This window comes from Flavobacterium sp. 140616W15 (assembly GCF_003668995.1).
Lineage (GTDB): Bacteria > Bacteroidota > Bacteroidia > Flavobacteriales > Flavobacteriaceae > Flavobacterium.
This window is the reverse complement of sequence record NZ_CP033068.1, coordinates 3,635,254-3,660,612: the sequence shown is the minus strand read 5'-3', so window position 1 is coordinate 3,660,612 and position 25,359 is coordinate 3,635,254. Positions and strand designations below refer to the sequence as shown.

Here is a 25,359-nt window from a genome sequence, read left to right as displayed (position 1 = left end):
GTGGTTTGAAATAAAAATCATAAAAGCAGTTACTGAGTTCAGCCCTAAAGCTTAAACTTATATAACTGCTTTCTATTTGTAGTATTAATAAGGAAGCTTATCGGCAAAAGTTACGATGTCTCCTTTTGTGTTTTGCAGGTAATCAATGTCGTCAAAGCCATTAATCATGTTATTCTTTTTGTATCCATTGATGTCAAAAGATTCTTTTTGTCCTGTTGTCAATAAAGTAATCGTTTGTTGAGGAAGATTAATTTCTAATTCTGTTTTAGGATCAGCTTCGATAGCTTTAAAAATAGTATCAGCAAATTCTGGGCTAACTTGTACAGGAAGAACTCCGATATTTAAGCAGTTACCTTTAAAGATGTCAGCAAAGAAGCTTGATACTACAGCGCGAAATCCGTAATCATAAACAGCCCAAGCAGCATGTTCTCTAGAGGATCCAGAACCAAAGTTTTTTCCACCAACAAGAATTTTTCCGCTATAAGTTGAATCGTTTAAAACGAAGTCTGTCTTTGGAGTGTCGTCTCCATTATATCTCCAGTCTCTAAAAAGATTGTCTCCAAAACCTTCACGTTTTGTAGCTTTTAAGAAACGAGCCGGGATGATTTGGTCAGTATCAACGTTTTCAATTGGTAGCGGCACTGCACTACTAGTAAGTATATTAAATTTATCGTATGCCATTGTTTTTTGCTTTAGACTGTTTTCTGCTTTAGGCTATAAGCCTTATGCTTTAAGCTTTTTGCACAGCGTTTATTTTGTATAGTTTTTTTGCTTAAAGCCTATAGCTTAAAGCGTATAGCGAGAATTAAAATAATTCTCTAGGGTCTGTCAGTTTTCCTGTTACAGCCGCTGCTGCTGCCATAATCGGACTAGCTAAAAGTGTTCTTGAACCGGGACCTTGACGACCTTCAAAGTTTCTGTTGGAAGTGCTTACTGCGTATTTTCCAGCAGGAACCTTATCGTCGTTCATAGCTAAACATGCTGAACAACCTGGCTGACGTAATACAAAACCAGCTTCAGTTAAGATATCTAAAAGACCTTCTTCTTTAATTTGTGCTTCAACAACATGAGAGCCAGGAACTAACCAAGCGGTTACATTATCAGCTTTTTTACGTCCTTTTACAATTTCTGTAAAGGCTCTAAAATCTTCGATACGGCCATTAGTACAACTTCCTAAGAAAACAAAGTCGATTGGTTTTCCAATCATTACATCATTTTCATGAAAGCCCATATAAGCCAAAGATTTTTTATATGTTTCCTCGCCGCCTTCTACTTGATTGGCGTTCGGAATAGTTGCAGAGATACCAATTCCCATTCCTGGATTAGTACCATAAGTAATCATAGGTTCAATATCTGAGGCATTGATGTTTAATTCAGCATCAAAAACAGCATCAGCATCAGTTTTTAAGGTTTTCCAATAAGCAACAGCTTTATCCCAAGCTTCTCCTTTTGGAGCAAATAATCTTCCTTCAAGGAAATCGAATGTTTTTTGGTCGGGAGCAATCATCCCTCCACGAGCACCCATTTCGATACTTAAATTACAAACAGTCATACGGCCTTCCATAGACATATTCTCAAAAACATCTCCAGCGTATTCGACAAAATATCCAGTACCTCCAGAAGTAGTTAATTGAGCAATAATATAAAGAGCAACATCTTTTGGACCAACACCTTTACTTAACTCGCCATTTACGTTAATTCGCATTTTCTTTGGCTTCGGCTGCATGATACATTGTGTAGATAATACCATTTCAACCTCTGAAGTTCCAATTCCAAATGCAATTGCTCCAAAAGCACCGTGAGTAGAAGTGTGTGAATCTCCACAAACAATAGTTGCGCCAGGTAGTGTAATTCCATTTTCAGGACCTACAACGTGAACAATTCCATTTTTTTGGTGACCTAGTCCCCAATGAGAAATTCCATATTCAGCTGCATTATCTTCCAGAGCTTTTAACTGGTTGGCAGACAGAGCATCTTGTACGGGTAAATGTTGATTTATAGTTGGTGTGTTGTGATCGGCAGTTGCAAAAGTGCGTTCTGGGTATAAAACCGAGATGCCTCTGGATTTTAATCCTAAAAAAGCAACAGGACTTGTAACTTCATGAATGAAATGACGGTCAATGAAAAACACATCTGGTCCATCTTCAATTTTGCGCACTACGTGCGAATCCCATACTTTGTCGAATAATGTAGTACTCATTTTTAACTATTTTTTAATTGTAATTTCCATGTAATTATAAGAGGATAACAAAATTAGAAAAAGAAACAAAAGCAAGAATTAGCTTATTTGATTATATACGATACCCAAACTGTTTTACTCATTGCTAGCCAATTGGTTTTGTGGTTTTTTGGTTTTGTACTTGTGTTTTGTTTTCTTTTTTTGTTTTCTTTTTTAATTGAAAATCTTCTAATAGTTTTTGATATTTATAATTTAGTGTTTTTATTCTATTATGTTGATTTTAAGGCTTTTTATGTGTTTTTTATAAGGGTAAATCGTTATGATTATAAGCTTGTTTCTCTTTTTTTAATTAGTAATAAGGTGTCTTTTTAAAATCAATAAACTGAGGTTTTTGTAGATGTATTTGTTGTTCAAATACTACGGCATCCAAAAGAAAAAATTTTTTTCTTTTGGAATGAAAATAAAAGAGAATACTAATGTGAAATGTAAAATGAGAAGTAATGACAGTTAGCTGACATTTGCTTAATGAATAAGGACTTAATATTGAGGTTTCTAATAATAAAAAATATAAAATTATGAACTTGAATCAAATTGCTTACACATTAGGTGTTTTAGGAACGGTAATTATTTTAATCTGGGTTGGTCTTTTTAAATTTACTGCTGTTGAAGCTGGAGCAATAAAAGGTTTAGTCGAAAATCATTTTGCTATGGGTTGGATGTATAAAGTAATGTCGGTACAAGTTGTTTCTAATGTTATTGGAGTTTTTGAAGTCTTTACTGGGGTTGGGCTATTGTTTTCTTTATTTTATAGAAAAATCGGAATCTACGCAGGAGCAACTTCGGCTGTTATATTTATTACAACTTTAAGTTTCCTAATTACAACTCCAGGCGTTTTTAAAATGGTTGAAGGTTTTCCTGTAACAGACTTTTTTATTTTGAAAGATATTCCTTATTTGGCAATTTCTTTGATGGTTTGTGCAAAAGCCAAGGAATAAAATATGTTCTATTCTTAACAAAATTCACTAGCTAGTTTGTTTAAAAAAAGACTAAATTTGAACTTCCTCTATTTTATAGTTCGCTTTTTCTTATAATGCATTATATCAGTAGATTATGTGCGGTGAAATTTAGATTTTGGAATTTTAAAAATTGTCTTTTAAAGAAAACTATGTATTTAATATTCGATACCGAAACTACTGGATTACCAAAACGTTGGGATGCTCCAATAACCGATTCTGATAACTGGCCTCGTTGTATACAAATTGCATGGCAGTTGCATGACGATATGGGGAAACTCATCGAACATCAAGACTATTTGGTAAAACCAGAAGGGTTTAATATCCCTTATGATGCAGAGCGTATTCACGGGATTTCTACTGAATTGGCTGAAGCCAATGGGATTTCATTGGAAGAAGTGTTAGAGAAATTTAATATTGCTTTAAGCAAAACTAAATTTATTGTAGGTCAAAATTTAGGTTTTGATGTTAATATTATGGGGGCAGAGTTTCACCGAATGGGTGTTGATTCGCCTATGAGTACTATGCCAGTTTTGGATACTTGTACTGAGGTTACCGCTTCGTTATTGCAACTACCTGGTGGTCGTGGAGGAAGATTTAAATTGCCTACATTAACCGAATTACATAGTTATCTTTTTAATAAGCCATTTGCAGAAGCGCACAATGCAACTGCCGATGTTGAGGCAACTACACGTTGTTTTTTAGAGTTAATTAGAAGAGAAGTTTTTACAAAAGAAGAATTAGATGTTCCGAAGGACTATTTTGGAGAATTCCAGAATAAAAATCCACAGGAGATTAAGCTTATTGGTTTAAAACATATCAATTTAAAAGCCGCTTCTGATAAAATTAGAGAGCAATTAAGAGCTTTAGAATCGGATGATAAGCAAGCAACAGTTTCAGAGTCAGATTTAGAAGGTTTTAAAACAGCGAAATATTCGCATTTGCATAATCATACCCAGTTTTCAGTTTTACAATCGACTATAGGAATTGGAAATATCGTTTCGGCTACAGCCAAAAATGGTATGCCAGCTGTTGCTATGACAGATACAGGAAATATGATGGGGGCTTTTCACTTTGTGAGTGCCGTAATGAATCATAATAAAGCAGCATCAGGTAAAAATAAAGCTTTGGTTGAAGCTGGTGAAGAGCCAACAGAAACAGAAATAAAACCAATAGTAGGTTGTGAATTTAATATCTGCGACAATCACTTAGATAAAAGTAAAAAGGACAACGGAAATCAGATTGTATTATTAGCCAAAAATAAAAAAGGGTATCACAATTTGGCTAAAATGTCGTCGATTGCTTTTACACAAGGATTTTATTATGTTCCTAGGATAGATAGGGCAGTTGTAGAAAAGTACAAAGAAGATATCATGGTGTTGTCAGGGAATTTATACGGAGAAATTCCGAGTAAAATCCTAAACGTTGGTGAAAACCAAGCCGAAGAAGCTCTGATATGGTGGAAAGAACAATTTGGAGATGATTTTTATTTGGAGATTATGCGCCATAATCAGGAAGATGAAAATCGAGTTAATAAAACCCTGATAGAATTTGCCAGAAAGCACGATGTTAAACTAATTGCAACAAATAACACCTATTATTTAAATAAAGAAGATGCCAATGCGCACGATATTTTACTGTGTGTAAAAGATGGTGAAAAACAAGCTACACCAATTGGTCGTGGTCGAGGATATCGTTACGGATTACCAAATCAGGAGTACTATTACAAGTCGGGAGATGAGATGAAAAAACTCTTTGCTGATTTGCCTGATTCGATTATTAACATCCAGGAGATTGTAGATAAGGTCGAGATTTATTCGCTTTATCGTGATGTATTGCTTCCTAAATTTGATATTCCAGAGGAGTTTGTAGTTGTTGAGGATGAAGCTGATGGTGGAGTTCGTGGTGAAAATAAATATTTACGACACCTTACAATGGTTGGTGCGGAAAGAAGATATGGCGAAATTACAGAATCTATTCAGGAACGTTTAGACTTTGAGTTATTAACGATTTCGAATTCTGGATATCCAGGTTATTTCTTGATCGTTCAGGATTTTATCGCCGAAGCTAGAAATATGGACGTTTCGGTAGGACCTGGTCGTGGATCTGCAGCCGGATCTGCAGTAGCGTATTGTTTAGGAATTACCAATATTGACCCTATTAAGTACGATTTGCTTTTTGAGCGTTTCCTTAATCCGGATCGTGTATCCATGCCCGATATTGATATCGATTTTGATGACGAGGGTCGTGGTCGTGTTATGGATTATGTAATTAATAAATACGGACAGAATCAGGTTGCGCAAATTATTACCTATGGTAAAATGGCAACCAAATCAGCAATTCGTGATACGGCTCGTGTGCTTGATTTACCATTGTTTGAAGCTGATAGAATTGCAAAATTGATTCCGGGAATGATGCCGTCTAAATGGAATTTGGCGCGTTTTATTTCTGAAAGTGAAGAGGAGGTTAAAAAAGCGCTTCGTTCAGATGAATTTGATAATGTAAAAGAATTGATTGCTATTGCCAATGAAGATGATTTGGCTGGTGAAACAATTCAACAAGCAAAAATCCTTGAAGGATCGATGCGAAATACCGGAATTCACGCCTGTGGGGTAATCATTACACCATCGGACATTACGAATTTCGTTCCTGTTACCACGGCAAAAGATTCTGATTTATATGTAACGCAGTTTGATAACTCGGTTGCAGAAAGTGCAGGATTGCTGAAGATGGACTTCTTGGGTCTGAAGACCCTTACCTTGATAAAAGATACCGTTAAACTGGTGAAATATAGAAACGGAATTGATCTGGATCCAGATACTTTCCCTATTGATGATGTTGAAACGTATGCGCTTTTCCAGAGAGGGGAAACAGTTGGAATCTTCCAGTATGAGTCGCCTGGGATGCAGAAATACATGAAAGATCTTAAGCCGACGGTTTTTGGAGATTTAATTGCAATGAATGCCTTGTATCGTCCGGGGCCTTTAGAATATATCCCGTCTTTCGTAAGAAGGAAAAATGGCGAAGAGGAAATTAAATACGATTTAGATGCCTGTGAAGAATATTTAGGAGAAACATACGGAATTACAGTTTACCAAGAGCAGGTAATGCTTTTGTCGCAATCGCTGGCTGACTTTACTAAGGGTGAGGCCGACGTTTTGCGTAAGGCGATGGGTAAGAAACAAAAAGACGTACTAGATAAAATGAAACCTAAATTTGTAGAACAAGCTGCAAAAAAAGGTCATGATGCTAAGGTTTTGGAGAAGATTTGGAAAGACTGGGAAGCATTTGCGAGTTACGCCTTTAATAAATCGCACTCGACTTGCTATGCGTGGATTGCGTATCAGACAGCCTATCTAAAAGCACATTATCCAGCAGAATATATGGCTGCGGTTCTTTCTAATAATATGAATGATATTAAACAAGTATCATTTTTTATGGAAGAATGCAAACGAATGGGATTACAGGTTTTAGGACCAGATGTAAACGAGTCGTTTTATAAGTTTACGGTTAATGATGAATATGCAGTACGTTTTGGGATGGGGGCTATTAAAGGAGTTGGTTCCGGAGCTGTGGCAACAATTGTTGAAAAAAGAAAAGACGGAAGATATAAATCGATTTTTGATTTGGCTAAGCGAATAGATTTGCGTGCAGCCAATAAAAAGGCAATCGAAAATTTAGCACTTGCAGGTGGTTTTGACTCGTTTGAAGGAACTACCAGAGCGCAATATTTTCATGATGATGGTGACGGAATTACTTTTTATGAAAAAGCAATTCGTTATGGATCAAAGTTTCAAGAAAATGAAAATTCATCGCAGGTAAGTTTGTTTGGAGAAACAAGCGAAGTGCAAATTGCTGAGCCTATTGTTCCTCCTTGTGAAGACTGGAGTACGATGGAAAAGCTAGCTAAAGAAAAAGAAGTTGTGGGAATTTATATTTCGGGGCATCCTCTTGATGATTTTAGATTTGAGATGAAATACTTCTGTAATGCTAGGTTGGAAGCGTTGAAAAGCATGAATGAATATGTAGGTAAAAACCTGAATTTTGCAGGAATTATAAATAACGTACAACATCGTGTGGCAAAAAATGGAAAAGGTTGGGCGATATTTAATTTAGAAGGATATGATGAAAGTTATGAATTTAAAATTTTTGGAGAAGAATACTTGAAATTTAGGCATTTCCTGATTCAGAATAATTTTGCTTTTCTGAAAGTATTAATTAAAGACGGATGGGTTAATCATGATACTGGAAAAAAATCAGATCCAAGATTGCAGTTTGTAGAAATTAGACAATTGCAAGATATTTTAGATGCTTTTGCTAAAAAACTGATTTTGTTATTAAATATAAAAGATTTACAGGAAGAATTTATTCATAAGTTGAGCCATTTATTTAGCGAAAATAAAGGAGATAATACGGTGACTTTTGAAATCATGGAATTAGAGAAAATAAAGCGTTTGGTTCAAGTTGAAACTACGTCTGAGTTTGAAGAAGCTGATGATGCAGTTTTTGTAGATGAAGGCGATGATCAGGATGGAGATGATGTTATGAGCACAAAAACGGCAGAAGTTACTGAGGTTGAGGAAATAAACGTAGTTACTAAATTGACTATGCCAAGTAGGAGGTTGAAAGTAAATATCTGTACTGAACTATTGCAAGAATTAGAGAAAATGCAGATAAATTTCAAGTTAAATTAAAGTTTTATAGTTAAATTTTTAAATAATGTATTTTTTTAACGGTATAATTATGCATGCATACTAATTTTTTAGTATCATTGTTGCTAATTACAACGATTGCGCTCCAATTGCCCCAGAGCAAAAGAGAACATTCTGTTAAAATATTTTACACTGTATAAATTATTTAAGAAAAAAATTATGAAAAAGAGTCTTTTTTTATTAGGAATGATGGTTTGTTCTATGACAATGGTAGCTCAAACTGAAAAAGCAGAAAAACCGGAAAGTTGGTATTTTAAATTAGGCGGATCTTATTTCTTGCAAACTGCTGCAACTGAATTTCCAACTGTAGGAGGTAATCTTCCTTTGGATAGAACGTACGTAGGAGGGAAATTAGTTTCGGAAGAAAGTGTTACAGGCTCTTTTGGTGAAGGTTTTAGAACAGGTATTACAGCTGGGTATAGATTTAATGCTCGTTTAGGAGTTGAGCTAGGAGTAAATTATTATACTAGTAATGATAAGACAATGGCGCAAACAACAATTGATTTGGCTAGTTCTGCGACTACTCAAATTGTAAATTTTAAATCAGTAGGTCAAATCACTGCGTTTGATTTAGCGCCTGCTTTGGTGTTGTTTTTAGGAGAACACAAAGGTTTTGAACCGTATACAAAAGTTGGTATTTTGGTGCCGATTCATGGAGATTTAGAGATAACTACAGATGCTATTAAACCAACCAGTTTAACTACTTCGGTAGCAATTCGTAGTGTTGATAAGGTAAAACCAAATCCAACAGTTGGATTTCTTGCAGCTTTAGGGACATCGTATAAATTAGGAAAAAATATTTCTGTTTTTGCAGAATTAGAGTACCGTAACTTTACAGTACACGGAAAAACAAAAGAAACTACGGAGTTTACAATAAATGGTCAAGATGCTTTAGCAACAAGAACTACGGCACAGATTCATACAAATTACAGAGATAGATTAGATGTTAATTCTAATAATCCTTTGTTTAATCCGAACACAGCTACAACAGATAAAACTGACACTACTAGACCTAATGAGGCAATGGACGAGCTAAGTTCTTATGTTGGTATTAGTGGATTGGGCTTAACTTTAGGTCTTAAATATAGCCTATAATATTTTTTACTTTTTTAGTTTTTAGAAAAGAGGATATTCGAAAGAATGTCCTTTTTTTATTTGTATTTGTTTGAAAAAAGAAGATTTTACTAACATTTGGTTAGCCCTGATAGAAACGACATCCTTTTGCAGCTTTCTTTAAGCTGTAAAAGATATAGTGAATAGCAGGAAGAGGGCTTCGAAAACTGTCATAAATGAAAGGAAGTATAAATATTTGCAATGCGTTTATAATGAAAACTAATTTATAAATTGAGGGGAATTGATTTTAAATTTCTAAATTTGTACTCGAGTTCGAAACTCATTAAAAATTGTCCCCCGAAGAGATGTCTGAGGGTTAAACTTTAAACAAAAAAGAAAATGGCTTTAGCAATAACAGACGCTACTTTTGAAGAAGTAGTTTTGAAATCAGATAAACCAGTTATGGTTGACTTTTGGGCAGCATGGTGTGGACCTTGTAGAATGGTTGGTCCAATCATTGATGAGTTAAGCAATGAATATGCTGGAAAAGTAGTAGTAGGAAAAGTAGATGTAGATGCAAACCAAGAATTTGCTGCAAAATACGGTGTACGTAATATTCCAACTGTTTTGGTTTTTCATAACGGTGAAGTAGTAGGTAAACAAGTAGGAGTTGCTCCGAAACAAACTTACGCAGATAGTTTAGACGCATTATTGTAATCGATTCCGATTATTAATTTATATAGAAAAGGTTTGGCGAAAGTCAAACCTTTTTTTATTTTTAACGAATATGAATACCTATTTTAAAATGAAAATTATTTATTGCCTCCTTGGTTTCTTTGTTTTGTCTGGTTCTTGTTGGTCTCAGTCTGTAAAAAAGAATGATTTTTTATTAGAAAGAGGAGTTTCGGAGGAATTAGCAATTTTTAGAAAACAACAAATTGCTGACGTATCTTATAATTTATCATTTGTGATTCCTGATAAAAAGGCAAAAGAAATTGTTTCAAATCTTGTTGTGGAGTTTAAATTGTCTGATTTAAGTAGACCGTTGTATTTGGATTTTAATGAGAAATCACAAAATTTAATGACAATTCTTGTAAACGGTAAAAATATAGCTCTTGTACATGAGAAGGAGCATATTGTTATTTCTGAAAAGAATTTGGTATTGGGTGATAATAAAATTGAAATTGCTTTTATAGCAGGGGATTTGTCATTGAATAGGAATGATGATTTTCTTTATACATTATTAGTGCCAGACAGAGCTAGTACATTGTTTCCTTGTTTTGATCAACCCAATATTAAGGCAACTTACGTGCTTACTCTTACTGTTCCAAAAGATTGGGCGGTTTTGGCAGGTGGCTCAGTAAAAGAGAAAATCGAAGGTGGAGATGTAGTTACTTATAAGTTTGGAAAGTCGGATAAAATGAGTACCTATTTGTTTTCGTTTGTAGCTGGAGAGTTTAAACGTGTTAGTGAAAATCCGAGTGGCAATAGACAAATGACAATGCTGTATAGGGAGAATAATCCTGATAAGATAAAAGCTAGTACAGATACAATCTTTAATTTGCATCGGCAGTCTTTGAATTTTTTGGAGAACTATACGCAGTACCTGTTTCCGTTTCAAAAATTAGACTTTGCTTCAATTCCTGTGTTTCAATATGGAGGAATGGAACATGTAGGGGTTATACAATATAGAGAATCATCTTTGTTTTTGGATAATAGTGCTACTGATAGTGAAAAGCTAAATCGAGCTAAATTGATTGCTCATGAAACGGCTCATATGTGGTTTGGTGATTTGGTAACTATGAAGTGGTTTGATGATGTTTGGATGAAAGAGGTTTTTGCAAATTTCATGGCAGATAAAATTATGAATCCAATTTTTCCAAAAGTAAATCATGGTTTGCAGCTTTTAACGGCTCATTATCCTAGTGCCTATGCAGAAGATCGATCTGCAGGAACGCATCCGATCAAACAAAAATTGGGAAATCTTAAAAATGCAGGATCGCTTTATGGGAGCATTATTTATAACAAAGCGCCAATCATGATGCGTCAGTTAGAGGTTTCAATGGGTGAGGAGGCGTTTAGAAAAGGTATTCAGAAATATATTCAGAAGTATGCAAATGATAATGCAAACTGGGAGAATTTAGTTGAAATTCTGGATGCAGAAACTCCATTAGATATGAAAAAATGGAGTGATGTATGGGTTAATAAATCAGGAAGACCAATTCTAACTAGTCATATCGAATATGATTCTAAAAACAATATAAAGAATTTTGAAATTGAGCAACAGGCGGAAGATAAATCTAAGAATCTTTGGCCGCAAAAATTTGATATCGGATTAGTGTATCCTAATGGAGTTAAGGTGATTAAGGTTTCGGTGAAGGATAGGGTGACCAAAGTAGAAAATGTTTTAGGCTTGTCTAAGCCGACTACAATTATATACAATTATAATGGTTTTGGATATGGTGTTTTTCCAGTAGATGTAAATAGTTTAGATTATATTTCAGCAATAAAAGATGAGGTAGCGAGAGCATATAGCTATATTAATCTTTATGAGAATATGTTAGCGGGTGTTGTTGTGCCTGAAAAAGTATTCGAATCTTGTCTTGAAGGAATTAAAGTAGAACAAAATGAATTAGTTATTAAGATTTTGTCAAATCAGTTGAGTACTATTTTCTGGAAATTTCTAACAGAAAAAGAGCAAAATACGGGTCAGAAACAACTTGAAGAAGTTGTTTATCAGCGCTTGCAATTGGATTTGCCAAAAAACATCAAAAAGACGCTATTTGGATTGTTTAGTTCTATTGCTTATTCAGATTCAGGAAAAGAAAAATTATACCGAATATGGAATAAAGAAGATGTTATCACTAATTTAAAATTAAATGAAGATGATTATACGGGTATAGCTATGAATTTGGCTATATTTAAACATCAAAACGCAGATGAAATTCTAAGTAAAGCAAAGTTGGCTATTAGTAATCCAGATAAGCAAAAGAGATTTGAGTTTTTACTTCCTTCCCTGTCAAAAGATGATTCTGTTAGGGATGCATTTATGTTGTCTTTAAAGGAGGATAAAAACAGAGAAAAAGAAACTTGGGTTTCGTCGGCTTTAGCAAATATTCACCATCCGTTACGCCAGGAAAGTGCTAAAAAGCATCTTCGTTTTTGTTTGGATTTAGTTACAGAAATTCAGCGTACAGGAGATATATTTTTTCCGAAAGATTGGCTTAATGGTACAGTTGGAAGATATTCGTTAAGGTATGCTTATGATGTAGTAGAAACATTCTTGAAAGAAAATCCTAGCTTTAGCCCAATATTAAAGAGAAAGTTATTGCAAGCTACGGATGATTTGTACCGTGCACAAAAAATAAAAAAATAAACCGAATGAAGATTGAATCGCAAATAGAGAAGATTTCTAGTTTTCAGCATCTTGAGATGTTGGCTAACCAAGTTGTGGAAGGTTTCATTTCGGGAATGCATAAAAGTCCGTTTCATGGTTTTTCAGCGGAATTTGCAGAGCATAAGGTGTATAATGTTGGCGAAAGTACAAAGCATATCGATTGGAAGCTGTTTGCTAAGACAGATCGATTGTATGCAAAGCGATTTGAAGAAGAAACCAATTTGCGTTGTCATTTAATTATAGATAACTCGGCATCGATGCATTACCCGGATTTAAATTCAGGTCAATCTTTTTATGAAAATAAAATAGGCTTTTCTGTTTTAGCATCCGCAGTTTTGATGAATATCTTAAAGAAACAACGAGATGCAGTAGGCTTGAGTGTGTTTTCGGATAGTTATGAGTATTATGCACCTGAAAAGGGAAGTGATCGCCATCATAGAATGTTGCTTAATAAATTAGAAGAGCTTCTGGAGAAACCTAAGACAAGTAAAAAAACGGATACAATTACCTATTTGCATCAGATAGCAGAGAAAATCCATCGACGTTCGATGATTATTCTTTTTACGGATATGTTTCAGTCAGAAAATGAAGAACTGTTGTTTAATGCACTACAGCATCTTAAGCACAATAAGCATAAAGTGGTCTTGTTTCATGTGATAGATAAGGAAACAGAGGTTAAATTTGATTTTGATAATGCGCCACGTAAATTTATAGATTTGGAAACTGGTGAGGAAGTAGCTGTTTTTGCAGATAATGTGAAAGTGGAATATGAAAAAGAGGTAGAAAGCTATTTCAAAAGATTGGCTTTAACCTGTGCGCAAAACCGAATTAAGTACGTTCCTGTTGCAGTAGGTGAAAATTTTGAAAAAATATTAACTACTTATTTGGTTGAAAAACAAAACTTTGGCTAATAAGTCGAAAAATAATTTAAAATAATTTACAAAAAGGCTTGCAGAAACGAAATTCTATACTATCTTTGCAACCGCAATAACGCAGAGGTTTGGTAGTTCAGTTGGTTAGAATACATGCCTGTCACGCATGGGGTCGCGGGTTCGAGTCCCGTCCAGACCGCAATATTGGGAAAAGCCTTTCTTTATAGAAAGGCTTTTTTGCCCAAATACGGTATCTAAGATTAGTTGTGTTGTTTGGTCGGCCTTGTAAGCTGACCGGGTTTAGTAGTTAGACCAATGAAAAGCTTTCCACTTTTGTGGATGGCTTTTTTGATTTAAGCCCATTTTGGTTTAGGTGTCTAACCTGAAAATTAACCGCAAAGGGCGCAGTCCCGATAGTTATCGGGATACGCAAAGTCCACAAAGCTTGATTTATTAAGTTTTGTGGATTTTTTGGTTAAGATGGATGAGTATTTGTGTGGAAAAAGAATTAGTGGCAAAGACTGCAGTCCCGATAGCTATCGGGATACATAAAGGTTTGTAAAGTTCAATCAATAGCTTTGCGAACCTTTGCGTTTTTTAACTTTATGCACTTTGCGGTAAATTTTCGTATAAACCTTAAATTCTAATTTTTTATCCGATAAGTTTATTCCAATTATAAGTATAAAAGAGTTTAACTCTTCTTAGATTACTCATTCTGGTTAGAATTGTTTGAAGTTGTAGCTTTTTTCGTTTTTCTATTTTAATAGAAATCAACGCATTAAAAAAATAATGTTTTTTTTGTTTAAAAAACACGAAAAAGCTTGTAGAATCAGAACTTCTGTTGTAGTTTTGCACCACAATAAACGCAGTAGGTTTGGTAGTTCAGTTGGTTAGAATACATGCCTGTCACGCATGGGGTCGCGGGTTCGAGTCCCGTCCAGACCGCAATATTGGGGAAAGCCTTTCTTAACGGAAAGGCTTTTTTATTTTAATACCTTTCGCTTCTTTTAAATTTTCTTCATTATATTTATATATCACAATATAGTCGCTGATATTCACTTACTTCAATGGAGCAGTCAAAACATAAATTAGATCAGTATTACATTAAAAAGTTGATGCTGATAAAAAGAGTATTTACTGTCATCATGATTTGATGGGGGAATTGTTTGTTCCTACCCATAAACACACTAAGGCGCAATTTCTTTATGCAGAAGGGGATGTGGTTTTTGTAACAACAGAAACTAAGACTTATTTCTTACCTGCACGGCATTTTATATGGATTCCTAGTGGAATTGAACATAGTATTCATCCAAAGTCTGAAAATGTGATGATGCGGAACCTCTATTTTCCTGTAGAAAAAGAAGAAGACCCTTTCTATCAAAATGAAGGTATCTATCCCGTTAATAATTTATTGCTTCAAATGATGCTTTTTACCAATCAGTGGAATGGTGATCTTAAAAAAGGAACTCCAAATTTTGCAATTGCAAAAGCTATCAAAGCGATATTGCCTCAGATTTGTTTAACCAATTTGCCTTTAGAGTTACCTTTGCCAAAAGATCCTCGTTTAGGTAAAATTTTGCGGTATATCGAAAACAATCTAGGAGAGACAATTCTATTTGCTGAGGTAGCTCATCAATTTGGGTATAGTGAGAAATCTTTATACCGTTTGTTTCAGAAAGATCTAGGAATGTCTTTTATTCAATATTATACTATTAGAAGAATATTGAAAGCAATTGAATTGTTGCTCGATAGAAGATTATCAGTAAAAGAAGTCGCAGAAGAGGTAGGCTACACAAGTGTGCCTACATTTAGCAATACATTTTTTAAAATTTTGGGACAACGACCTTCAGACTATCTTAAAGGAGAAAACATTTTAAGAAAAGGGAAGTTGTAAAAGGTAATTTACTTATTTGATGTTAATTTTTTCAACGAAATCTGTACGAGTAAAATGTTTTCACGCAGATTTAGCAGATTCGGCAGATTTTTTTTGAGTCTATAAAAGGATTTTGTTTGTTCTTTTTAATGCGAATTTTATATTTCTAAATAATTTATCATTTTTTTATCTGCTAAATCTGCTAAATCTGCTGAATCTGCTGAATCTGCGAGAGCATAATTTTAATTAATTATAAAATGGGAAGTATAACATAGGAAGCATGCTGGTTTTGCTCTGAATTAGCTTTTTTGTTTATAATCTTCATTAGATAGTTCATCAAATTTTTCTTTGTTACAATGTGTTTAATTCACTTAACTATAACGATTTCCTTCGATTTAGCTGATTTTCAATTGTTAAAATTTGTCCGAAATGAATATGTTATTGACTTTTTAGAATTATCAGGCAATTATAAAATGAAAGAACTTTGCAGTGAATAAATCACACTACATTCATGTTCCTTAAAAAAAGGTTTTCGACATTACGTTATTTCTCTAAAAATTTGGTTTTAATCCTTATTTTTCAAGGAGTAACTGCACTACAAGCGCAGGAGAGCAATCCGATTTCATTACAACAAGCAATAAAAATTGCAAAAGAAAACAACAAAAATATTCTTAAATCTCGTATTGAGGTAGATATTTCTAAAGAGAATATAAAAGAAACCAAAGAACTTCGTTTGCCAGAAATAGATTTTAATACTTCTTATTCTCGTGTTACAAACTTAACAGAGTTTAAAGGTGGGTTTTTAAAAGATAAAGAAGTAACGCATACTATTCCTGAAATGTATAATGTGGGTACCACTATTAAAGTGCCTTTGTATGCAGGGAATAAAATAAACAATGCTATAGAAATTGCCAATCAGGAAAGTAAAATAGCTTTGGTAAAAAGCGAAAAAACGGAAAGCGATATTCAGCTAGAAGTAATTGCTACTTATTTGGGGATTCAGAAAATGATGGAGCTTCAAAAAATTATAGAAGAGAATATTAAAGAGGAGCAAAGTCGACTAAAAGAAGTTCAGTCTTTGAAAAACCACGGGACAATTACAAAAAATGAAGTCTTAAGAGCCGAACTTCAGCTTTCGGATCGTGAATTAAATGCTTTGACAAATTCGAAAAACATCAAAATTGCACTTCACGAGTTAAAAACAATTCTTCAGTTGCCAGAAGAGCAAGAAATTACTATTGATACAACTACAAGTTTAAATGAGAATGCCAAGTTGGATAATTATAGTTTCTATTTAAACAATACGCTTCAAAATGAAGAGATGCGAATTGCACATCAAGAAATTGAAATCAAGAAGACGGAACTAAAATTAGCAAAAGGGAATTACTATCCGACAATAAACTTTTTTGGAGATTATAATTTTAAATATCCTAATTATATGTTTTTCCCACCAAATCCATATTTGTATAGTTTAGGGCAGGTAGGAATTGAAGCAACATTCAGTTTGTCGGGATTGTATAAAAATAAGACCAAAGTACATATTGCAAATTCGAAGGTGGAATGGCAGAAAACGCAATCGGAAATTGTAAAGAATAAAGTTCAGGATGAATTATTTAGAAATCATACTCAATATCAGGAAATTACTGAGAAGATTAAAGTTGTCGATAAAGCATTAGAATTAGCGACCGAGAATTATCGCATTGTGAAGTTAAAATACCTGAATCAATTGGTTTTAATAACCGAAATGGTTGATGCAGACAATGCTTTGTTGCAGGCAAAATTTAATAAAATCGCGACCAGAATTGATGCCGAGATGAAACATTATGAATTGCTTCATACAGCAGGATTATTAAATAATTAAATTTTAAAAAGAGAATAAAATTTTATGGTAAAGATTAAAAATGAAACAAGAGCTAATAAGTCGTTTCATACATTGATAACTGTTATTGCATGCGTGCTGGTTTTAAGCGGAATCGTTTTGGGAATTTGGTTTTATGTTTTTAATAAAAACCACGAAGAAACTAATGATGCTCAGGTTGAGCAATATGTTACGCCTATTATGTCTAGAATTACGGGTTATGTTCAAGAGGTTCGTTATGAAGAAAACCAATTTGTTCATAAGGGAGATACGCTGTTGGTTATTGATAATCGTGAATATAAATCAAGATTAGATGTGGCTTTGGCAGATGTAGAAAGTGCCAAAAAAAATAGTCTTGTTGTCGAAAAAAATGTGGCAACAACTGCAAGCGCAACTACAATTGGGAAGTCTCAATTGGCTGCAGCAAAAACAAATCTTTGGAAAACACAATTAGAATACCAACGATATAAAGCTTTAGTAAAAGAAGAAGCTGCAACAGAGCAACAACTAGAGAAAGTGAAGGCAGATTACGAATCGGCACAGGCTCATTATCAAGAAATGAATAACCGAATCGAAACATCAACTTTAAATACATCTCAAGCTGCAGCAAATGTTCCGACTGCGCAAACAGTAATTCAGTCTAAACAAGCTTTGGCAGATAATGCGGCTTTGTTTCTTTCGTACACCGTAATTACTGCTCCTTATGATGGATGGGTTGCTAAAAAAACAATTCAGCCAGGGCAGATGATAAAAGAAGGGCAGACTTTATTATCGATGGTTAGTAAAGAAAAATGGATTACAGCAAACTTTAAAGAAACTCAAGTGCAGTTTTTAACCATTGGTCAGGAAGTTGAAATTCATGCAGATGCGCTTAATGATAAAGAATTCGTAGGGATAATATCTTCGCTATCGCCTGCAAGTGGTGCACGATTTTCATTATTGCCTCCAGATAATGCCACAGGAAACTTTATAAAGATAGAGCAAAGAATCCCAGTGAGAATAAAGTTAAAAGACACAAGTGAACAAGCTGACTTCCTTCGTGCCGGAATGAATATAACTGTTGTAGCAGAACACAAATAACATAATGTTAGATAATACAAGCGTTTTTAAGTCATGGGTTCCAAATTGGGCAATCATTGTAATCTTGTTTTTTTGCATGTTACATTCTATGATTTTGTTGGGGGTTTATTCTTCGAATGTTACTTATGCATCCAGTTTTTTAGATATCGAGCCAGAGGATTTGCAATTTTCGATGTGTGTAACTTATGGAACTTTGCTTGCTACAATATTAATAGAGAGCCGATTCTCTAAATTTTTCCCAACAAAAAAATACTTAATTGCAGTATTTTGTTTGGTTGCTTTTACTATAATGTTGTCGGCTTATGTCAAGAACTTTTCGTTGTTTATTATGATAAGAATGGCAGAGGGTTTCTTAATGGCATTACCAGGTGTTCCGTTGAGGCAACTATTAATCACCCGATTTAAATCTAAAAATGCAATTATAATTGGATTCACATTCAATTATGGAGCATTGTTGTTGTCGTCGCCTTTTATAATGAATATTGCTGTTTGGCTTTTGGAGAATTACGATTGGAAATATATGGCGTATGGTTCAGCATTGTTTCAGATTATTTGTGTTTTACTGATAATGATAACCTTTAATGATAGCCGTCTTCATCGAAAAATTCCATTGTATCAGATAGACTGGACGAGCTTTGTTTTATTACTGATAGCTATATTATGCGGAGCATATTTCTTTGTCTATGCAGAGAAAAAATATTGGTTTGAATCTTTCGAAATCCGATTTGCATTAATTGCATCACTAATCTCGACTGGCTTATTTATTTTTAGACAGTTGCATGTAAAACGACCTTGTTTTGATTTAAATGTTTTTAGATATGCTAATCTACGAATAGGTTTTCTTTTGTTTTTTCTTTTTTATATAGGTAGAGCAACACTTAATATTTGTCATAGCACGATGTTTAGTGTCTGGAATTGGGAGCCATCACGTGTAGCGCATATTCAGTTTCTAAATGTGATAGGGAATATAATTGGAATGGTCTTGGCTGCTGTTTTTTTAGCAAAAACTGTCGCGTCCAAATATATTTTTATGCTTGGATTCTTTATTCTAGCTGTATTTCATTTGTGGTTTACGTTTCTTTTTGTACCTGATATCTCCTTATCAGCAATGGCAATTCCATATGTTTTACAGGGGGTTGCAGTTGGAGTTTTATTTGTACCGTTGGTTTTGTTTACAATGTCGTCGGTTCCTACAGGCTTAGCGCCATATTCTGGAGCAATAGGAGTTTCTGGCCGTTTTTGGGGAAGCACGATAGGTTTTTGTATCATGCAAAATGCGGAGAAGTTTTTCCAGAAATCACATTTTACAAAGCTAACTCAGTTTATAGCACCCGAAAATCCTGAAACACAAAGCCGAATTGCACAAACAGCTCAAGGTTTTATTGGCAAAGGTTTTAATCCTGATGAAGCTAATCTTTTGGCAATGAAACAAATTTTAGGTTCAGTAACCAAGCAATCTATTTTGTTATCTAATATGGAGATTTTTACTCTTGTCGGGTATGGGTTGCTAATTGTGGTAATTCTTTTAGGGATTAATCAGCATCTAAAACAAACATTTGATGTGTTTAAAAATAGGGTTTGGAATAGTTTTTAAATTTAAAATAATCCAACACGATTTTGCCATACAACTGTAAGGAACAAACCAAAGAATATAATACAAAGCATAAAGTTTATAAAACTCGAAGCTAAGAAGCCAATAAATGAACCCGTAGCTGCTTTTAAGGCGCGATTATGATCTTTGTAATCGTATAGTAATTCTCCAATAAAGGCACCTAAAAATGGGCCGATAATGAATCCAAAAGGAATCGGGGCAAAGATCCCTACAACTAAACCAATATTAGTTCCCCAAATACCGTAAGAGCTTCCTCCAAATCTCTTGGTACCTTTGGCAGGTATGATGTAATTCAAAATAGAAATGATAATTGTGATTGTCAGCGTAATTCCTAAAACCCAATAATTCATCGGGACAGCTTTTGTTAAATACAGCAACAATAAGCCTAGCCAACTTAAACTTATTCCAGGCAAAACAGGTAGAAAACTGCCTAAAATACCAATAATCATACATATAAAACCGAGTAACAATAATAGTGAATCCATATAATTTTTTTGTAATTTTGCGCATACAAGCTTTTAGTAAATTCATCTATGCCTAGAATTTTGCAATTAATGTTGTTTTGTTTCTTGATTTTTTTAATCAATACAACTACATATGCGCAAACTAAAAAACTTTCAATAGACGATCGACTACTACAGGATAGCATTTATAAAAGTAATAAGAAAAAAGTATTAAATTTTTCAATGAAGGATTTTGATGCACTTTTTTTTGATTTCTTTAAAGATAAAAGCAACCCTGATGTTATTTTAACTAAAACACAGTTTTATAATTATACAGTTCAGATTGCCACTTTTTCAGACCGATTATCAAGTCTGTATCCTGCTCAAAAAGAAGTAGCAGCAAAAAACAAAGAACAATGGCTTTCAGAAAGTTATGAGGATTATTTGTTATTCAAAGCTTCTCAAAAAAAATAGTTGTATTTTTATAAATTATAGTTCAATTCAAAATAAAACCCTTGAAGCAATTTTCTTTTTTATTAGTAATATTTTTGTTTAACTCTTGTCAATACTTTGAGAAGCAGGTGCCTTCTGAAAAAGAATTATTGCAAAAAGAACTAAAGTCAATTAATTGGAAAGAAGTCGATGAGTTTCCATCGGTGGTTGAGTGTGAGAAAATTGAAAATAAAAAGCAGCGCCAGCAGTGTTTTTTCGAGATAATGACACAGCTCATTCAACAAAAACTAAGCAGCGATACACTTGCAATTCTTTATCCGGAACTGGACACTATTGAAGTAAAAGTGACAATTTTCCCAAATGCTACAATGAAATTCGAACCACAATTTCCAAAAGATTCAGTGGCTTACGATACCGTAAAGATCGATAGTATTTTGCGTGCACGTTTAGTTGATTTTCCTAAAGTTAATCCAGCCATTAAACGCGGAATTCCTGTAAAAACTCAATTTATATTACCAGTAATTCTAAAAGTAGAATAGTATTAATTTTTGAAGCTATTCCTGCTGTCCGCTATATCTTTATTATGGCAAAAAAAGCCATAAAAAGGATGCCACTACCATCAAGGCTAGAGTCATTTTCATCAGAATATTATTTAGAGAATTGTCTTCCTTTCCATTTATAACTTCCTAATAGGCTATATATGGCGACACTAGTACTAAAAAAAGGATACCATAAGTTTGATAGAATAAAATGCCGCATTTGCTTATTAGTCAAAAAAGAATTGGTTTGGTAAAGTAATACTGAGTCCAGAATAAATTTCAGGATTAGAATGCTTAATAGATTAGTGTAGTTTATCTGTAAAGTCAAGAATGAAATCCAGGTTATGACCAAACTCAAATTAGCAAAGAAAACAATAATGCCTAATGATTTTCCAAACATACTTTGATAGGAACCAGTTTTAGCCGCCCAACGAATTCGTTGATGAAATAAGCTTCTCCAATCAGAAGTAGGTTTTGTAATTATGATATTAGTCTCTGATTTTAAATAATGTACCTGCTTAGGAAATGATGCAATTGCTTTTTGTAATAAAAAAACATCATCTCCGCTGGCAATTTTATTATTTCCATCAAATCCATTTAGTTTTTGAAATAATGATTTGGTGTAGGCAAAATTAGCACCATTGCACATAAAACCGTTATTTAGACCAAAGCTTCCAATTGTTGCGCCTTGTAAGCTCGTTAAATCCAATTGCTGAAAATGATGCAAAAAAGATTTATCGCATTCATATGTCACTGCTCCAGCAATCATCGAAACATCATGAAGCTGAATGTAATTATCTAGAGTTTGTAACCAGTTTTTAGGAACAATACAATCAGCATCGGTTGTAATAATCCATTCATTCGTGGCATGTTGCATTGCTGTTGTGATCGCATCTTTTTTAGGAGAATTCGAAACACGAATGTTTTTCATGATTTGAATATTAAATTTCTGAGAAAGAATACAAAACGATTCTTCAGAATCATCATCAACTAAAATTACTTCGAAGAATTCTATTGGGTAATTTAATGCTGAAATACTCTTTAATAGAATGGGTAGATTTTCTACTTCGTTTCTAAAAGGAACTACAATCGTAAAACGTGTTTTAGGAGGTAATTCGCTAGATTGATATTTTTTAATTTTGGTGAAACCATAACTAAGCGAAGCAATAACAAGACAATAGAGAAATATGATCGCATATAGAATTGTCATTATTTAGCAGTTTTGGCTTTAAAATTTAAAACATAATAACTTCCAATAACCACAGGTAAAACTACATTTAAGAACCACATCAGAGTAGATATAAAAATCACAATCCATTCGTTTACCCCAAGAATTCCAAAGAAATAAACGGCGACACTTCCTTTTACAGCAAAATCTAAAAATTGAAAAGTAGGTAAAGACGAAGCTAAGAAATAAACTGAAGAGATTGTTGCTATTAGTGTGATGTAAGGCAAGTCGACATCAAAAGCGAGAAAAAGAAAATAATATTGATGTGAAAAAACAAGGTAACGGTAAATTCCTAAAAGGATGTTTTTCTGATGAATTGATTTTGGAATTTCGTTAATCTTATGAATTAGTTTCTCGATAGAATATCCTTTGATAGTGATTTTCTTTAATACAAAAACCACTAGAAATAAAACTATAAGAGCTCCAAAAAGTAATAGAACCGTTGTTGGCGTAATTACATTGTACTTAGAGTTAAAATACATCAAACCAAAAATGCCAAATATAACAGTTAGTACCATTTGTATTCCGTTGCAGATTAGGTTTAAAAACACCACTTTTTTAGTGTCTTTTTTATCAAAAAACAATGCTTTTCCAGCATATTCTCCAATACCGTTTGGTGTAAAAAGTCCAGCCGTTAGAGCGCCAAGAACTTGTTTTGTAGCTTCAGAAACTGATATTTTATGGATAACCTGAGCAAGATTTTGCCATTTTAAGATTTCGAAATACCGATTTAAAACGCTGAACAATAAAATGAATGCAATCCCCCAAACCGATTGGTTCTTTTTGAACAAAACGATAAACTTTTGCCAGTCGAGTTTGTCATTTTGCGCCAGTTGATTATAAATAAAGTAAAATGCGCCACCTACAATCAAAAGTTTGACTACAAGAACAAGGAATTGTTTAGCTTTGTGAGGAATTGAAATCATGCTGCAAAGTAAAGGAAAAACTATTGTAAAAAAGCTATTTCGCAAAGACTCACAAAGAAAATCACGAAGAAACGCAAAGATTTAAATGAGGATAAATAATTCTTAGTGGCTCTCTGAGTCAAGTTTGTGAAACTTAGCGCAACAAAAAATAATGACAAAAGAACGCATCATATTAGGAATCGACCCAGGAACAACTATTATGGGTTTTGGATTGATAAAAATTGTCAATAAAAAAATGGAATTTTTGCAACTCAACGAATTGCAATTGTCCAAATATGACAATCATTATCAGAAACTAAAAATCATTTTTGAACGTACCATCGAATTAATCGAAACGCATAATCCGGATGAAATTGCAATTGAAGCACCTTTCTTTGGTAAAAACGTTCAATCGATGCTTAAGTTAGGAAGAGCTCAAGGAGTTGCAATGGCAGCAGGACTTTCGAGAGATATTCCGATAACAGAATATGAGCCTAAAAAAATAAAAATGGCAATTACCGGAAACGGAAATGCTAGTAAAGAACAAGTTGCCAAAATGCTTCAACAGCTTTTAGGATTAAAAGAATTACCTAAAAACTTAGATAGTACCGATGGTTTGGCAGCTGCCGTTTGTCATTTTTTCAACTCAGGAAAAGTAATCGGAACAAAGAGTTACACAGGTTGGGATGCATTTGTAAAACAAAATGAGGAACGAGTTAAGAAATGAGCTAATTAGAAGATGAGTCAATTAGATAATTAGGTAATGTATCGATTTTAAAATAATTTAAATCAGTATGTTATTTATGAAATTAAAATGCTCTCATAAACAAGAATTATCTCATTATCTAATTGACAAATTCTCTAATTAAAAATTATGTCAGGAATATATATTCACATACCGTTCTGCAAGCAGGCTTGTAATTATTGCGATTTTCATTTTTCGACTTCAATGAAGAAGAAAGAAGATATGGTTTTGGCTATTGCCAAAGAAATTGCTATGCGGAAAAACGAGCTTGAATTTCCCGATTCAACTCGAATTGACAATCAAATTGAAACCATTTATTTTGGTGGCGGAACTCCTTCGGTATTGACAAATGATGAAATTAACTTTTTAATTTCTGAAGTTTATAAGAATTATAAAGTTGTAGATAATCCTGAAATTACACTCGAAGCAAACCCAGATGATTTATCTGCAGAACGAATTTTTGAGTTATCAAAAAGTCCGATAAATCGCTTGAGTATTGGAATTCAGTCTTTTTTTGAAGATGATTTAAAGATGATGAATCGTGCTCATAATTCAGAGGAAGCCAAGAAATGTCTGGAAGAAGCAACTAAATACTTCGATAATATTTCTTTGGATTTGATATACGGAGTTCCAGGAATGAGCAACGAAAAATGGAAACATAATATAGAAACAGCATTGAGTTTCGGAATCCCACATATTTCGAGTTATGCATTGACGGTAGAACCCAAAACTGCTTTGAGTAAATTAATACAAACAGGAAAAGTTGCTAAACCAAATGATGAAGTGGCGTCGGCTCATTTTATGATTTTGGTAGAAACCCTTGAAGCAAACGGTTTTATTCATTACGAATTATCAAATTTCGGAAAAGAGAATTATTTTTCTAAAAATAATTCGGCATATTGGTTGGGGAGAAAATATATTGGAGTCGGGCCTTCGGCACATAGTTATGATGGTGTTTCCAGAAGTTGGAATATCTCGAATAATTCTCTTTATCTTAAATCAATTCAGGATAATAAATTGCCAAATGAAGTAGAAGTTCTTTCGGTTTCAGACCGTTATAACGAATATATTATGACTGGATTGCGAACCATTTGGGGAGTTTCATTAGATAGAATCGAGAAAGAATTTGGAACAGATTATCTAGTTTATCTAAAAAAACAAGCAGAAAAGTTTCTAAATGATGAATTGGTTTATATCGAGAATAATATTTTAAGACCAACCGCAAAAGGAAAATTCCTGACTGATGGGATTGCGTCAGATTTATTTTATTTAAATTAAGATTAAGAGGGGGATAACCGCAAGGTTCGCAAAGGTTAACTTTGTTATAAGAATATTTTTTTTTTAGCCACTCCCGATAGCTATCGGGATAAAGGATTAAATGGATTTAAAAAAGTCAG

Annotated in this window: 19 protein-coding genes and 2 tRNA genes; 16 read left to right on the top strand and 5 right to left on the bottom strand. The window is 33.7% G+C overall.

Going from position 1 to position 25,359, the window contains the following annotated elements; genetic code table 11:
- Positions 1–84: 84 nt before the first annotated feature.
- Both leuD and leuC read right to left on the bottom strand, forming a co-directional pair.
- Complete coding sequence (leuD, locus tag EAG11_RS16060) at positions 85–681, bottom strand: 3-isopropylmalate dehydratase small subunit (protein ID WP_129540043.1); 597 nt, start codon at positions 679–681, stop codon at positions 85–87.
- A 124-nt stretch (positions 682–805) separates the two neighbouring features.
- Entirely contained in the window at positions 806–2,200 is a 1,395-nt protein-coding gene (gene leuC, locus EAG11_RS16055) for a 3-isopropylmalate dehydratase large subunit (protein ID WP_129540042.1), read from the bottom strand.
- 554 nt (positions 2,201–2,754) lie between these two features.
- Here leuC and EAG11_RS16050 point away from each other — a divergent pair.
- The 12 genes from EAG11_RS16050 (at position 2,755) to EAG11_RS15995 (ending at position 19,631) form a co-directional block, all read left to right on the top strand.
- The gene (locus EAG11_RS16050) at positions 2,755–3,174 is read left to right on the top strand and encodes a DUF417 family protein (protein WP_129540041.1); all 420 of its coding nucleotides are present in this window, start codon (positions 2,755–2,757) and stop codon (positions 3,172–3,174) included.
- 170 nt (positions 3,175–3,344) lie between these two features.
- Positions 3,345–7,886 carry a DNA polymerase III subunit alpha gene (dnaE, locus tag EAG11_RS16045; protein WP_129540040.1) on the top strand — a complete coding sequence of 1,514 codons (4,542 nt, stop codon included), beginning with the start codon at positions 3,345–3,347 and terminating at the stop codon, positions 7,884–7,886.
- A 177-nt stretch (positions 7,887–8,063) separates the two neighbouring features.
- Positions 8,064–8,999, top strand: a complete 936-nt coding sequence (locus tag EAG11_RS16040; RefSeq protein WP_129540039.1) for an outer membrane beta-barrel protein — start codon at positions 8,064–8,066, stop codon at positions 8,997–8,999.
- A gap of 357 nt (positions 9,000–9,356) precedes the next feature.
- A complete protein-coding gene (gene trxA, locus EAG11_RS16035; RefSeq protein ID WP_129540038.1) occupies positions 9,357–9,674 on the top strand; it encodes a thioredoxin in 318 nt (105 codons plus the stop codon).
- An 88-nt stretch (positions 9,675–9,762) separates the two neighbouring features.
- Positions 9,763–12,333, top strand: a complete 2,571-nt coding sequence (locus EAG11_RS16030) for a M1 family aminopeptidase (protein WP_129540037.1) — start codon at positions 9,763–9,765, stop codon at positions 12,331–12,333.
- 5 nt (positions 12,334–12,338) lie between these two features.
- The gene (locus EAG11_RS16025) at positions 12,339–13,265 is read left to right on the top strand and encodes a DUF58 domain-containing protein (protein WP_129540036.1); all 927 of its coding nucleotides are present in this window, start codon (positions 12,339–12,341) and stop codon (positions 13,263–13,265) included.
- Between the two features lie 86 nt (positions 13,266–13,351).
- A tRNA-Asp gene (locus EAG11_RS16020) sits at positions 13,352–13,425 on the top strand.
- A 672-nt stretch (positions 13,426–14,097) separates the two neighbouring features.
- Positions 14,098–14,171: transfer RNA gene (locus EAG11_RS16015), tRNA-Asp, on the top strand.
- A 208-nt stretch (positions 14,172–14,379) separates the two neighbouring features.
- Positions 14,380–15,120, top strand: a complete 741-nt coding sequence (locus EAG11_RS16010) for an AraC family transcriptional regulator (protein WP_129540035.1) — start codon at positions 14,380–14,382, stop codon at positions 15,118–15,120.
- Positions 15,121–15,610: 490 nt separating this feature from the next.
- Positions 15,611–16,960 (top strand): TolC family protein, encoded by a 1,350-nt coding sequence (locus EAG11_RS16005; protein WP_129540034.1) that lies wholly within the window; start codon positions 15,611–15,613, stop codon positions 16,958–16,960.
- A gap of 24 nt (positions 16,961–16,984) precedes the next feature.
- Positions 16,985–18,037, top strand: coding sequence for an HlyD family secretion protein (locus EAG11_RS16000; RefSeq protein ID WP_129540033.1), 1,053 nt, complete (start codon positions 16,985–16,987; stop codon positions 18,035–18,037).
- A 4-nt stretch (positions 18,038–18,041) separates the two neighbouring features.
- The gene (locus tag EAG11_RS15995; protein WP_129540032.1) at positions 18,042–19,631 is read left to right on the top strand and encodes an MFS transporter; all 1,590 of its coding nucleotides are present in this window, start codon (positions 18,042–18,044) and stop codon (positions 19,629–19,631) included.
- Positions 19,632–19,633: 2 nt separating this feature from the next.
- On the opposite strand, the gene EAG11_RS15990 is transcribed toward EAG11_RS15995, so the two are convergent.
- A complete protein-coding gene (locus EAG11_RS15990; protein ID WP_129540031.1) occupies positions 19,634–20,134 on the bottom strand; it encodes a DUF456 domain-containing protein in 501 nt (166 codons plus the stop codon).
- A gap of 48 nt (positions 20,135–20,182) precedes the next feature.
- Between EAG11_RS15990 and EAG11_RS15985 the strand changes: the two genes are divergently transcribed.
- Positions 20,183–20,566, top strand: a complete 384-nt coding sequence (locus tag EAG11_RS15985; protein ID WP_129540030.1) for a hypothetical protein — start codon at positions 20,183–20,185, stop codon at positions 20,564–20,566.
- Positions 20,567–20,607: 41 nt separating this feature from the next.
- On the top strand, positions 20,608–21,084 hold the full coding sequence (locus EAG11_RS15980; protein WP_129540029.1) for a hypothetical protein: 477 nt from the start codon (positions 20,608–20,610) through the stop codon (positions 21,082–21,084).
- Between the two features lie 109 nt (positions 21,085–21,193).
- Here EAG11_RS15980 and EAG11_RS15975 read toward each other — a convergent pair whose 3' ends face one another.
- Together EAG11_RS15975 and EAG11_RS15970 are read right to left on the bottom strand one after the other, a co-directional pair.
- Positions 21,194–22,294, bottom strand: a complete 1,101-nt coding sequence (locus EAG11_RS15975) for a glycosyltransferase (RefSeq protein WP_371414598.1) — start codon at positions 22,292–22,294, stop codon at positions 21,194–21,196.
- The gene (locus EAG11_RS15970; protein ID WP_129540027.1) at positions 22,294–23,238 is read right to left on the bottom strand and encodes a lysylphosphatidylglycerol synthase domain-containing protein; all 945 of its coding nucleotides are present in this window, start codon (positions 23,236–23,238) and stop codon (positions 22,294–22,296) included. Before EAG11_RS15970 ends, EAG11_RS15975 begins: the two co-directional genes overlap by 1 nt.
- 151 nt (positions 23,239–23,389) lie before the next feature.
- Here EAG11_RS15970 and ruvC point away from each other — a divergent pair, with 151 nt between their 5' ends.
- Positions 23,390–23,944 carry a crossover junction endodeoxyribonuclease RuvC gene (gene ruvC, locus EAG11_RS15965; protein WP_129540026.1) on the top strand — a complete coding sequence of 185 codons (555 nt, stop codon included), beginning with the start codon at positions 23,390–23,392 and terminating at the stop codon, positions 23,942–23,944.
- Positions 23,945–24,091: 147 nt separating this feature from the next.
- Positions 24,092–25,240 (top strand): radical SAM family heme chaperone HemW, encoded by a 1,149-nt coding sequence (gene hemW / locus EAG11_RS15960; protein WP_129540025.1) that lies wholly within the window; start codon positions 24,092–24,094, stop codon positions 25,238–25,240.
- Positions 25,241–25,359: the final 119 nt, after the last annotated feature.

Excerpts from the sequence above, each read along its gene's own strand:
- EAG11_RS16000 (WP_129540033.1), top strand. The coding sequence starts at position 16,985 with ATGGTAAAGATTAAAAATGAAACAAGAGCTAATAAGTCGTTTCATACA.
- hemW (WP_129540025.1), top strand. The coding sequence starts at position 24,092 with ATGTCAGGAATATATATTCACATACCGTTCTGCAAGCAGGCTTGTAAT.
- EAG11_RS16025 (WP_129540036.1), top strand. The coding sequence starts at position 12,339 with ATGAAGATTGAATCGCAAATAGAGAAGATTTCTAGTTTTCAGCATCTT.
- ruvC (WP_129540026.1), top strand. The coding sequence starts at position 23,390 with ATGACAAAAGAACGCATCATATTAGGAATCGACCCAGGAACAACTATT.
- trxA (WP_129540038.1), top strand. The coding sequence starts at position 9,357 with ATGGCTTTAGCAATAACAGACGCTACTTTTGAAGAAGTAGTTTTGAAA.
- leuC (WP_129540042.1), bottom strand. The coding sequence starts at position 2,200 with ATGAGTACTACATTATTCGACAAAGTATGGGATTCGCACGTAGTGCGC.
- EAG11_RS16005 (WP_129540034.1), top strand. The coding sequence starts at position 15,611 with ATGTTCCTTAAAAAAAGGTTTTCGACATTACGTTATTTCTCTAAAAAT.
- EAG11_RS15995 (WP_129540032.1), top strand. The coding sequence starts at position 18,042 with ATGTTAGATAATACAAGCGTTTTTAAGTCATGGGTTCCAAATTGGGCA.
- EAG11_RS15985 (WP_129540030.1), top strand. The coding sequence starts at position 20,183 with ATGCCTAGAATTTTGCAATTAATGTTGTTTTGTTTCTTGATTTTTTTA.
- EAG11_RS16050 (WP_129540041.1), top strand. The coding sequence starts at position 2,755 with ATGAACTTGAATCAAATTGCTTACACATTAGGTGTTTTAGGAACGGTA.
- leuD (WP_129540043.1), bottom strand. The coding sequence starts at position 681 with ATGGCATACGATAAATTTAATATACTTACTAGTAGTGCAGTGCCGCTA.
- EAG11_RS15975 (WP_371414598.1), bottom strand. The coding sequence starts at position 22,294 with ATGACAATTCTATATGCGATCATATTTCTCTATTGTCTTGTTATTGCT.
- EAG11_RS16010 (WP_129540035.1), top strand. The coding sequence starts at position 14,380 with ATGGGGGAATTGTTTGTTCCTACCCATAAACACACTAAGGCGCAATTT.
- EAG11_RS15990 (WP_129540031.1), bottom strand. The coding sequence starts at position 20,134 with ATGGATTCACTATTATTGTTACTCGGTTTTATATGTATGATTATTGGT.
- EAG11_RS16030 (WP_129540037.1), top strand. The coding sequence starts at position 9,763 with ATGAAAATTATTTATTGCCTCCTTGGTTTCTTTGTTTTGTCTGGTTCT.
- dnaE (WP_129540040.1), top strand. The coding sequence starts at position 3,345 with ATGTATTTAATATTCGATACCGAAACTACTGGATTACCAAAACGTTGG.
- EAG11_RS16040 (WP_129540039.1), top strand. The coding sequence starts at position 8,064 with ATGAAAAAGAGTCTTTTTTTATTAGGAATGATGGTTTGTTCTATGACA.
- EAG11_RS15970 (WP_129540027.1), bottom strand. The coding sequence starts at position 23,238 with ATGATTTCAATTCCTCACAAAGCTAAACAATTCCTTGTTCTTGTAGTC.